We start from the raw sequence: 11,448 nt of genomic DNA, 5'->3' as shown, positions 1-11,448 counted from the left end.
AGAGGTGTCCCTTTGTGTTGCGTATTCCAGAGCGTTGGCTTAAGGCAAGAGTGGAGCGGTCCCAAACAAGAAAATGGTGCCACCCATCATCACGTAGAGGAGGATCAGCAATAAGCCTTCCAGCCAGACCAGCTCACCATCTTTCGTCACCTCGCTAAAGAGGAAGGTTGCCAGCGCAAGTACCGCCAGTTCCACCAGACTAAATACCAGATCAAGACGTACCGGCATAAAGATGCTGACCAGCACCAGGATCGGCGCGACCAGGAGCGCAATCTGAATTGAAGAACCTGCCGAGGCGGATAAAACCATGCCGATACGCTTATTCCATGCCATGCTAATCGTATTAAAATACTCCGGTATCGCCCCGATCAGCGGCACAAATACCAATCCTACAAAAGCAGGATTCCAGTGCAGGATGGATGTCATCGGCTCGATTGCATTTACCAATACCTCAGAGATGATGGCTACACCAATCGTCGACAGGGCCAGCAGAGCCAGGGCACGCCATAATGACGGCTTCTCCTGCTCCACAGCCTGCGGCTTCTCCGCTTCCATAGCTGCTGACGTCATTTGTGCCTGTGCACCAGCTGGCAAGATGGTATCAGCTGGTGCGGGATTTTGCGTTGCAACGCCAGCAACCTGCTTGCTTTCGTGCTCCATAATCGCATCCACTGTACCATCAATACGACGAAGCACAGCGGTCTTGCCAGTCACACCGCTGCGTGCCACATGTTGACGATACGCCAATAAACGCGAAATCGCCGCTACAGAACGCACGCCTACCAATGGCTCCATCATCTCATTTTCGGAGACACCATTATCTCCAAACTGAAAGACGCTGAAAAGAATCGAGGCAATATAACCAACCAGCAGCAACACAGCAATAAAATCAGAGAGGAGCACCCCATGCTCGACGATCATGGACTGATGCGCACGGCTGGCAAAGAGCTCTGCGATTGTCGGCAATAAGAGGCCGCCAATGGATAGAGCCAGCAATGAAGCATATTGGCTGGCAGGACGCGTCTCAAAACGCAAACGTCCATGTCTAAAACCACCTACACAAACCGTAATTCCCAGCATCAATAGCACATTGCCCAGAATAGTACCAATAATCGTGGCACTTACAACATCTACCAGCCCCTTGCTCAAAGCCAAAATACTGATGATCAGCTCCGTCATATTGCCAAAGGTTGCAAACAGCAGGCCACCAATGCGCTCACCAGTATGCTCGGCCACATCTTCCACCGATTGACCAATCAGCGCGGCCAGAGGGATAATTCCCAGAGCAGCAATTACAAAGAGAAGAAGTGCCGGTAAATGAAGAGGTAAAAAATTCAAAAGTATTGCGGCAACAGAAAATACAAGTAACGCATACAACCAACGAGACATGCACAGTCCTCCAAATTTAATCCCAAACCCGGGCCCATATGGGATACACGTACGCTCTGCTATGATGGTTCCAGCAGTCTATCCCCTCGCGGTGTGGATAACACTGCGTGACAGGGCTATTGCGCATTACCAGGGTATAACAAACGAGATTTCATGTCGTGCAAGAGCATTACTGTACGCTATGTTCCAGGCGCTCTAAATGGCCTAGATACCAGCGTACGGTCATGACATATTCGGCATGGCTCCAGGTGAGAGGTGAAACGCTGAGCGGCTCACTGGTAAAAGGATGCACCTGTTCCGCCATCACGCCACTGGCCAGGGCATGATCATATACCCAGCGCAACAACGGTAGGGCTTGATGGAGTTCGTCGATGGTAGTTGAATGAGCAATGCGATACTGCGCCAGCCATAGAGTGCAGATAAACCAGGGATTGCCCTGCGCCTGTGAGAGATCCTGCGTCACCTGATAATAATTATCATTTTCGTAGCGCGCCATGCCACCGACAGCAGTCTTAGCCCATAGCGTCTGCTCAAGCTTTTGCATCGTCTGCTCGATATGTGGATCATCAGGAGCAAACATACCAAACTGGAACAATCCACACAGGCTACTATCCAATACCAGATCCTTCTGAAGGGTGCCGTCAGGGGCCACATTGATCATACGCACGAAATGACCATGGGTGTCATCCCATAGATAGCGCAAGGCCGCCTCTTTTATCTCTGCTGCCGTCTGACGATAAGTGGCAGCCAGAGACTCCTCACCAAAGAGTGTTGAAAAGTTTGCCGCCGCCATTAGCCCGGCATAGACGGTTGCAGTGGTGTAAGAAAGGATACCACGCCGTTCCTCCCAGAGATCATAGGATGCCGCAGGTAAATGCGTGGTTGGCTCACGATAACTGATCAAAAAATTAGCGCCCGCCACTACAACGTCCCGATACAGGGATGACACAAACTCTATATCATGGAAGAGATCGTAGTGCTGCCACAGACTATAAATGACAAGCGCCGTCTCATCCTCTTGAATGGGTAATTGAGAAACACCATTTTTATCAATCCAGGGATGCCAACTACTTCCCCAGGAGCGATCTGGATTATATTTATGGAGGAGATAGCCCCCTTCTGTGATCACAGAATGGCAAAACTCATAAAAGTTACGCGTGATCTCCGAATAGCCTGCATGGCTGAGCGCCGTAGCGACCAACGAACCATCGCGCGGCCACATATAAGAATAGCTATCGCGGAAGAAACGCTGCATATCGGCATCATTAGCCGCCACAATGGCTCCATCATAATCAATCTGCGTCCGCAAGATCAGTAAACTCTGCTTGTAGAGCGCGACCAATTCAGGAGACAGATCAGCAAAACCTTGCTGCTCTTTATTGACCCAGGCGTGCCAGTAGTTCTGTGTGCGCTGCAAAAACAAGGCTGGTCCCTGGGTCTGTACCATGGTATTTAAGTTTGTTACATCCGGCATAGCCTCCCCTGCGACCAACCAATGATAGACTTCACTGATAGCATGCGGAGCGATAGATGGCACCGCCAGTTCCAATGTCCCATCCACCGAACCCTGCGCAATAGGATTGCGGCTCAAAACACCATCCTCAGCATCACGCCATGTGCCCTCAGAGCCATTAAACTCTTTGATGCCAGTAGACCAGCTTGTGATACCCTGTTGGACCTGTGCGCCACTACCAACCTGTCCCCCCATCAAGAAATAGGTGCGATCCTTATAAGCAACCAGGGCCTGCGCAGCTGGATAATACAGTACCGTATTGCCATCCACATCGCCACAAATATGCCAATCATAATGAAAAAAGAGCCGCACCTCGCGTGCACTCTCAGCCTGATTGGTAATCTGCACATGGCGCAAGAAAAGAGGACGGTAAAAATCAACGGTATCGTGAAAGAGTAATTGCAATTGTAGACCGGGATGGGTCAGTGTCACCTCGGTCACCAATGTCTCTGGCACATAGGCCATCGTTCGTTGCCACTCAGGTGCATCCAGCCACGCAAACTTGCCATCCACCCACACGCCAGTATGTGAAACATCACCCGCCGTATGAAGCTCCTGGCCTACGTGCGGCCAATAAATATCGCGCACATTATAGCTTTTATCAAAATTAATCAGCAATCTTCCATTGCCGACAGGAATATCTCTTGGCATAACATCTCTTTCCTTCCATCATGGCTATCAACCATTCACCTGAGCAAAATCATATCGCACCTACTCAAGTACTTTTGAGAGATAAACGTTTCGACACATCCATTTTCCTAAAGCTGGCTGTGAAATATCCCCTTGCACGAAACGATAAACTTTTGTAATACTCTCAATGGGACCTATCTTTGTCATTCACAATCACAAAGGTTTTAGCATGAAACGTAGTTTATTAGCTCGACTCCGCTCAAACGGATTCAATTACCTCATAAGTGGACTCATTTTACTCTTAGGAGTACCACTCTATCAAGTATTGATTTTAGGATCAACCGGCTTTAGTAGTGCCCTGGATGAAACAGGAAGTGGACGCTATGCAGCCTATTTGATATGGATCAGTACGCATAGTTTGCTCTTTGTGATCTATCGTGTACTGCTGCTTGGCGCTTTCTTTCTGCTACTCACATTCCCTTTCGCGCTCCAGCGTATCATCGTAGCCCAGGAACTACTGGGTCTACAAGAGAGGGCGGAAACGCAAGCTAGCGAGGATAACGCTATTGACACCACGGCCAACCCAGACACAATCGAGACCGAGGACGACACAACAGACAGCGATGATATGACAGAACATCCCTGGCGCGGCAAAGGCTTTGTCGTTCTGGCTGGCTGGGCTGGACTGCTTGGTCTGGCGATCTATCTGATTGGGGGAGCACTCAGTACAGGATATTTCGTGCTGGTAGGTGGAAGTACTGGATCAGCTATCCATAACAGCGTGACAGTGCTGGCCCCCATCTTCACTATCATCACCAATGCGGTTGGCACAGGCTTGCTTGGTCTGGCATGTCTGTTCTTTGGAGCCATGATCGTCCGTACAGGCAAAATTTTCTGGCCCGATTCCTGGGTATTCTTTGGCTACACTGCCCTCTTTGTGGGCGCAATCCTCTGTATCAGCGCAGTCGCAGTTGTCAGTGCAGCAGGGATTGGACAAAGCACACTAACCACCATAGCCACCTGGCTACTAGCCATCTGGATTATCTGGTTGGGCTGCATGCTCATTCGTCTAAAACCAGAACCATAAACAGAAAAACTAGTAGCAGCCATCCTTCACAAAGTGTTTGATTCCCATCACCAGCGGGATCTTGCTGCTCCCTGGCTGGCAGGCGCTTGCGCGCCTGCGCCCTTTTTATTGTGTAGTACAGGAAAGGTGCTATGCACCTTTCCTGTACTACACAATAAAAAGATGTTTGAGCACCACAGGTGCGAAAACTCATGCACAGAGACTGTGGAGACCACGGGAGGCTGACACTCTCTCAGGGATGGCTGCTACGGTGTTAGAGCCAGTACAGAATATACATACGTATAGCTATGCTCCGCCACAAAGTGTTTGCCAAATAGCTAAAAAAAACACTGCCCCCTTCCCATCCTTATGAAAGAGCTTTATACTAATCTCAATAAGACATTTCAAAACCATAAGCGGAGTATAGAAATCTGCTATCGTTATGTAAATATGCCTATATGCAATTTGATAGCTTCAAACCCTGCTAGCTTCGACGAAAAGAAGAGGAAATTTATGTTGAATGATCCTGTCCTTGTGAATGATTGGCATGTTGTCGCCCTCGCCACCGATCTGCAGGAAGGCAAGACAATGGCCGTTCGCTTACTGGAAGAGGACCTGGTACTCTGGCGCGTTGGCACGTCTATTTGTGTCTGGCAGGACCTCTGTGTGCATCGCGGCACCCGTCTCTCCCTCGGCAAAATTGAGAATGAAACTCTGGCATGTCCCTATCATGGCTGGGTCTACGATCAAGATGGCCAATGTATCCGCTATCCAGCGCATCCCGAGCAGAAGCCGTCTGAGCGTGCGCACACAAAAGTATATAAAGCGCGCGAACGCTACGGTTGGATCTGGGTCTGCCTGGGTGAGCCCGCACAGGATATTCCAGTCTTTGCGCAATGGGATGATCCAACATATCGCAAGATACTCTGTGGCCCATATGAATACAAGGCCAGTGCGCCACGAGCTATCGAGAATTTCCTGGATGTCACACACTTCCCCTTTGTCCATCAATCCTATCTAGGTGATCCAGAACACGCTGAGATCAACGACTACACCGTTGAAATCAACGAGGATGGTATTACGGCCAGCGATATCAACATCTGGCAGCCAGATCCAGATGGCACGGGACAGGGAGCCAACGTATCCTATATCTATCGTGTCTATCGTCCATTCACAGCAGGCTTTATCAAGTCATCAGCAGGACCGCACTTCGCGATGTTCTTTACCATCACACCAGTTGCCCCTGATCTTTCGCGCGCCTGGGCCTATGTCGCGATGGATTATAGTAACCTGACCGATGAAGAGGCACGCCAGTATCAAAATATGATTACATTGCAGGATGTCCCCATCGTCGAATCACAGCGCCCAGAATTGCTTCCCCTCGACTTACAGGCCGAGTTGCATTTGCGCTCTGATCGTACTGCTATTGCCTATCGAAAATGGCTCAGACAGTTAGGACTCACCTTTGGGACCGCATAAAGCACATCCCTGACTGCTGGCATTTCATAATCCACCACAGCACAGCACAGACGCAGAGGAAAAGCATCGTACGACCACAATCACAAATTACTTGCTTACCTCTGCGTTCATGGTCAATCTCCCTGGTGTAGCACATCCTCTTTGGATTGGTGAAGCATTACATAGCCAGCACGCCAGCATTCAAACGCCTCAGCGGCACGGCCTAATTCTTCGAGGGTTAATGCCCAACCGCCGTAGACATCTGCGACATCCGCATAAGCCTGTGTCTTTGCCAGGCATGCCTTCGCCTTCTCATACCAGGAAATCGTCTCTTCCAGCAACAACTTGCGTTCAGATCCACTAAAACGACGTGACTCTTCATAGGTCACCTTCGCAATGACATGATAGACACGGCCTTGCATATGAACATCATCCGTATGATCCATCGAAGTCAGCGCCAGATGGCAATAGCGTTTCGCCTCCTGCAAGCGGTCCTCCGCCAGGCGCAGTTCCGCCAGAGACGCGCAATTCAGCATCACCATCGTAGGGCCATTATAATTAGTAGCCATCGCCAGCGACTCGGTATAGTGATCCGCTGCCTCACGATAATCGCCATGCTGAAAACTCACCTGTCCCAACATATTATGCATACGCGCTTCCATCTGCTGATCGCTGCGCAATGCGTAGAAACGTAACGCCTCCTGTCCCATCACATACGCCTGTGAGAGATCCCCCAACGCTCGATAGACATCGCAGAGGCCATAATAAATATCTGGCAAAGCCGTCTCATCATTATAATAATGGCAAAGACGAATGGCCTCTGAATATTGCTCTAAAGCTGGCGTATACAAACCACGCATCAGACACGTCATAGCCAGGTAATAACGCGCATTAATACGCACTACAGGTAAATGCACACGCCGATCATGGAGCACCTTTAAACAGCGTGTAAAATGCGAAGAGGCATCTTCGTACGTCGATAAATTCACCGCAACGACGCCCAGACGCAACAAAGCCATCGCATGGCGTTCACGCTCCTGTAACGTCTCAACCTCGAAGCGCATATCCATGCCTGCCAGGAGAGGCGTCAGGGTCTTTAATGCATCATCCCAGCGTTTCTGTAGCACATAACACCAGCCAAGCAGATATGTTACATCCTGGCGTTGCTTCTCATCTTCTGGATGCATGGTCATCAGCAACGTCAGGGCCGCATCATATCTACCTTCTTCCACCAATAGTCTGGCCCGATAGAGTAACATCTTAACATCTGCATTCTGTGTCATTGTGCATTCCTCCCTCTTAAAATATGTGTGCAATTATAACACATCCAATAAACAGAGAATAGCTACTGTGAAAGCAGCGAAAAAACGCAAAGGGGAGGAAAATAGCAAAAAGGAGAGAAAAAATAGGTCCCAGGAAAAGAGGGAGTCAGCGTGCATCCAGGCTCTTTGGGATTGCCAAAAAAGAGAACGGGAGTCTTGCGCCCACGCCACCGCGCCCACAAAGTGGCGGAGAGATTCCCGTTACACACAGTATAGCGTAATTCTATAGCTTACACAAGAAGATATGACCTATGATAGGAAAAACATGCGAAATAAGATAAAAAGAATGGCTAATTAGCAGCTATATTTACTGCTTGATATGCTATTATAAGCAACAGATTATCTATTTCACGGCACTAGCAAGAGAGGGAGGCTTCGATAGTATGGAACATATCCTACCCACAAGTCCCATTGTAGAAGCCATTCCTGTGAGCTCGACTTGGTACATTTTTAGGCTTTTGAGCCTGAGAAAAAGGGCCAGTGCAACGCATTTTCGAGCTCACGTTTTCAAAAATGTACCAAGTCGAACTGAGATGAAATGGGCAGGTTATGCGATATGGCCGTAAGGATACAAGCTAACGCACAGGTAAATACTATTTCTTGCACGGCGTATACTGCCGTGGTAGACTGTCGGGATAGAATAGATGAGTCGCAGAGAACCAGTCTATTACAAGGTGAATTTGTAGATCTGGCAAGTTCAAAAATGCTATATCCGCACGTTCTCCGTATCGAAATAGCCCTTCATGAGCGTATATAACCTGTTGGAGTGTTTCTTTTGACTACGGAAAAAGGAAGAAACTACTCCCTATAACATAAATGGCTATTTGGGACGATACACAATTGATACCTATGCGACCTTTATTCTCACCCAATGGTGGTTGGCTCATGTGGGGGTTGAAAACGCTACGAACACTCGATACATGCGCACATAGGCGTTGTATTGATACAAGTGTTACTGCGATTCAGCAGATATAAGTCGTAAAAACAACATTAGTGCGCGTATATTTGGGTCTCTGTCTTTTCGGGTGAAAGCGGGGTGCAGAAGCGGCAGCCCCTGACGGAGCGCGCTGGCAGGCATGCCGGGGGCATGACAATCCTCGCCATTATTCCCTTTCCCTAATCACCCGGAAGGATAAAGAACCGTATATTTTAAATGCGTAGCTATCTAAAAGGAACATATTGTGGATAACGAACCTGAAATCAGCCGAAGGAGAAGCCTAGTGCAAAGGAACTATCGCACAGGAGATCAGTTTGCAGGACGCCGTATTGTAACTATCGGCGGAGGATCAGGAACATTTTCACTCCTTTCCCATCTCAAAAAATATCAATTTAATATTACGGCAGTGGTGAATATGTCAGATAGCGGCGGCAGTTCGCGCCGCCTAATGGATGAGTTTCGACGTCAACTTCCATTAGGTGATCTGCGTATGTCGCTGGTAGCTCTGGCACGCAATGGAGCCCTCTGGCGCGAAGTCTTTATGCACCGCTTTGAGCAGCCCGACGATGTCAATGATGAGCCTGCAGTTCCCGGGGTCACGGGCCATAGCCTGGGGAATCTTATTCTCAAAGGTTTGCAGGACATCAATAATGATAATCTTTTGTTAGCTATCGAAGATGCTCAGGAGTTACTGCATACAGCAGGAAATGTGGTACCAGTGACGCTTGCGCAAACCACTATTTGCGCTGATATGGAAGATGGCACCACAGTGTGTGGTGAGACAGAGATCGATACCCGTGGAAAGAAATATCCGGGTCCACTCTCTCCGATTCGCCATCTGCGCCTCGTACCCGGCGATGCCCCTGCCTGTCAGCAAGCTGTGCGGGCCATTCGTCGCGCCGATACCATTATTATTGGTCCTGGTGACCTCTATACCAGTCTCTTACCAAATCTGCTTGTGCCTGAAATTGCTCGTGCGGTACGCGAGTCAGACGCCGAAAAAGTCTATATTTGCAACCTGATGACCAAACATGGTGAAACTGACAACTACAAAGCATCAGATTTCGTCAACACCATTCATCGCTATCTGGGAGCACGAGTTGACCGCGTCATGCTCAATGATGGTACATTCCTACCTGAGGTACTAAAAATGTATCAGGAAGAAGGAAGTGCACCTGTCACGGTTGATCGTGAACTATTGGAACGCCTGGTACCCAGTATTGTGGTCGAGCGCCTCAATCTGGAAGGAGACTCACTGGCCCGTCATGATCCAGAGCGGGTAGTCTACTCCATCTTTGGGACTGATCCCGCATAAAGCAATGGATAGGCAATAAAATGAGTCAGGCTCCCAGTTTCATTGGGATCTTGATACTTTTCTGCGCTCTTTTTCTGCTATATTGCACGAAGATTTCCGCATGCAATATAGCAGAAACGCGCTCTCACCAGGAACGCCGGAAGAAGATCCACCCCTCACACATGCCCGCCAGGGCTCCCGCCAGAGAAAAGAAGGTGGCATGGCGACTGATGGCCTCATTCCAGGAAAAAATACCGCTGGTCAGCAAGACATAACTTAAGAGCGCCAATGTCACACCAATAAATGGGCGCGTAAACCAGGTAATAATCACAAAAGTTGGGGGGACCTCCAACCGCAAGCGGCCCAGGGTTACGATGCTACTAATACAACCACCCAACAGGCCATACATCAATACCAACCATGGTACCCCGAGCGGCGTAAAGTTATGATTAAAGACACCATCGCCAAAGCCAATCCCCTGTGCAATCGCAAAAGTCAGCGCGAGGAGTAACAAAATGACCAGATAGAGAGCAAAAGCCATTAACCAGCGAGAGGGATGAGAGGCAGATGACGGTAGCACTGACTTAGGAACAAAATCAGTAGAAGGTAACAGACGCTCTTTGAAGGTTGCTGGCAAAGGCTCAGTATCCAATTCACTATGCAGCGCCGAGCTGGCACCAGGATGCGATAATGAGATCGTGGTATGTCCCCGCACCTCAGAAACATGAGAAGAATGGGATGCATATGGACTCATGGGAAGAGTGCTCTCTTCTAATGAGCGATGCGGTGTACTGGTCCGTGTCGTCCGCTGGCCCAAAATCTGTTCATCAGGCAATGGCTCATCGGGCAAGCGATCCCTGGTCCCGCATAAGCGATCAATATAGCTTGCTGGCAGTTTTTGCTTTCTGGCAATCGCGGCGAGACGTTGCATAAATGCCTCATCCCCTCCTTGCTCTGCCTGCGTGAATTGTAATTGTTGATATGCCAGATCGGTAGCGACATAGGTAACACTCGTGATTTCGCGCTCCCGGTAGGTCTCATACACCACTACCTGTACTCCCTCAAAGAATTTTTGTGGCAAAATTGCCGCATGTATCGTATCTAACAGAGATGGATCACCTCCGTTTGGCTCAGCCAGACGCTGTGGGATACGGTATAAGACGCCCCAGACCTCGGCATCTGGTTCCTCATCTGGCCGGATAGCGATAATAGCCGGTCCAGTACTCCCATGGATACGCTGTGCCCCCAGGATCAATGTATATCCTTTTAAGACTGCAGGTCCATAGAGAAGCGCCAGTCCATCCAATCGTTCGGGACTATTCAGGATAGCGGCATCCATTTCCAATCCATACTCAAACAGCCAGATAAACTCCTGTGCCTCTGCAGGAGGCGCAGGAGGAGCGGCAAGAGGCTGCGGTGTGGGGACGGGAACGCTCCCAGCTTGCTCCCGCTCACCCAACTCTTCTGGTAAAGGAGGAGCCGAGGGAGCTCTGGCAGGGAACGTTGGTATTGGAGGAACACTATTCGACGGAGGTACGCCTTGATACTGTCCCCCGGAAGATATCATCAATTCATATGAAAGCGGACGTGGGGTATTACTGCGCACAATAGACGCGCCAGGTACAACTTCACCATCCTCAGGTTCTTTTTTTTCTGAAGGCTCTGGTGTCGGCATTTTTTTTGCTTGCGACACATCATTCGATGATTCTTGCTGTTTATGCTCCATCTTGACTGCCCATCTCCTTCCATTCACATACCCACCGATCAAACAATAGAGAACAGCGACTACCAAGTTAAAGATACTGATCTTCTCAGCGTTCACCAAATCAGCAGGACTAA

At 49.3% G+C, this 11,448-nt stretch carries 7 protein-coding genes; 3 read left to right on the top strand and 4 right to left on the bottom strand.

The window, feature by feature from the left end; translation table 11 throughout:
- Window positions 1-39: 39 nt before the first annotated feature.
- Both F1593_RS01025 and F1593_RS01020 read right to left on the bottom strand, forming a co-directional pair.
- Window positions 40-1,389, bottom strand: a complete 1,350-nt coding sequence (locus tag F1593_RS01025; protein WP_149399410.1) for a calcium:cation antiporter — start codon at window positions 1,387-1,389, stop codon at window positions 40-42.
- Between the two features lie 169 nt (window positions 1,390-1,558).
- On the bottom strand, window positions 1,559-3,553 hold the full coding sequence (locus F1593_RS01020; RefSeq protein ID WP_149399408.1) for a glycoside hydrolase family 15 protein: 1,995 nt from the start codon (window positions 3,551-3,553) through the stop codon (window positions 1,559-1,561).
- A gap of 208 nt (window positions 3,554-3,761) precedes the next feature.
- Here F1593_RS01020 and F1593_RS01015 point away from each other — a divergent pair, with 208 nt between their 5' ends.
- Both F1593_RS01015 and F1593_RS01010 read left to right on the top strand, forming a co-directional pair.
- A complete protein-coding gene (locus F1593_RS01015) occupies window positions 3,762-4,619 on the top strand; it encodes a hypothetical protein (RefSeq protein WP_149399405.1) in 858 nt (285 codons plus the stop codon).
- 492 nt (window positions 4,620-5,111) lie between these two features.
- The gene (locus F1593_RS01010) at window positions 5,112-6,077 is read left to right on the top strand and encodes an aromatic ring-hydroxylating dioxygenase subunit alpha (protein ID WP_149399403.1); all 966 of its coding nucleotides are present in this window, start codon (window positions 5,112-5,114) and stop codon (window positions 6,075-6,077) included.
- A 113-nt stretch (window positions 6,078-6,190) separates the two neighbouring features.
- Here F1593_RS01010 and F1593_RS01005 read toward each other — a convergent pair whose 3' ends face one another.
- On the bottom strand, window positions 6,191-7,339 hold the full coding sequence (locus F1593_RS01005; protein ID WP_149399401.1) for a tetratricopeptide repeat protein: 1,149 nt from the start codon (window positions 7,337-7,339) through the stop codon (window positions 6,191-6,193).
- A 1,259-nt stretch (window positions 7,340-8,598) separates the two neighbouring features.
- Between F1593_RS01005 and F1593_RS01000 the strand changes: the two genes are divergently transcribed.
- Entirely contained in the window at window positions 8,599-9,630 is a 1,032-nt protein-coding gene (locus F1593_RS01000) for a gluconeogenesis factor YvcK family protein (protein ID WP_149399399.1), read from the top strand.
- A gap of 124 nt (window positions 9,631-9,754) precedes the next feature.
- Here F1593_RS01000 and F1593_RS00995 read toward each other — a convergent pair whose 3' ends face one another.
- Window positions 9,755-11,335 carry a gamma-glutamylcyclotransferase family protein gene (locus tag F1593_RS00995; protein ID WP_149399397.1) on the bottom strand — a complete coding sequence of 527 codons (1,581 nt, stop codon included), beginning with the start codon at window positions 11,333-11,335 and terminating at the stop codon, window positions 9,755-9,757.
- Window positions 11,336-11,448: the final 113 nt, after the last annotated feature.

Source organism: Dictyobacter arantiisoli, assembly GCF_008326305.1.
Classification (GTDB): Bacteria; Chloroflexota; Ktedonobacteria; order Ktedonobacterales; family Ktedonobacteraceae; genus Dictyobacter; species Dictyobacter arantiisoli.
The sequence above is the reverse complement of the archived record's forward strand: the minus strand, read 5'-3'. Positions and strand labels throughout refer to the sequence as shown.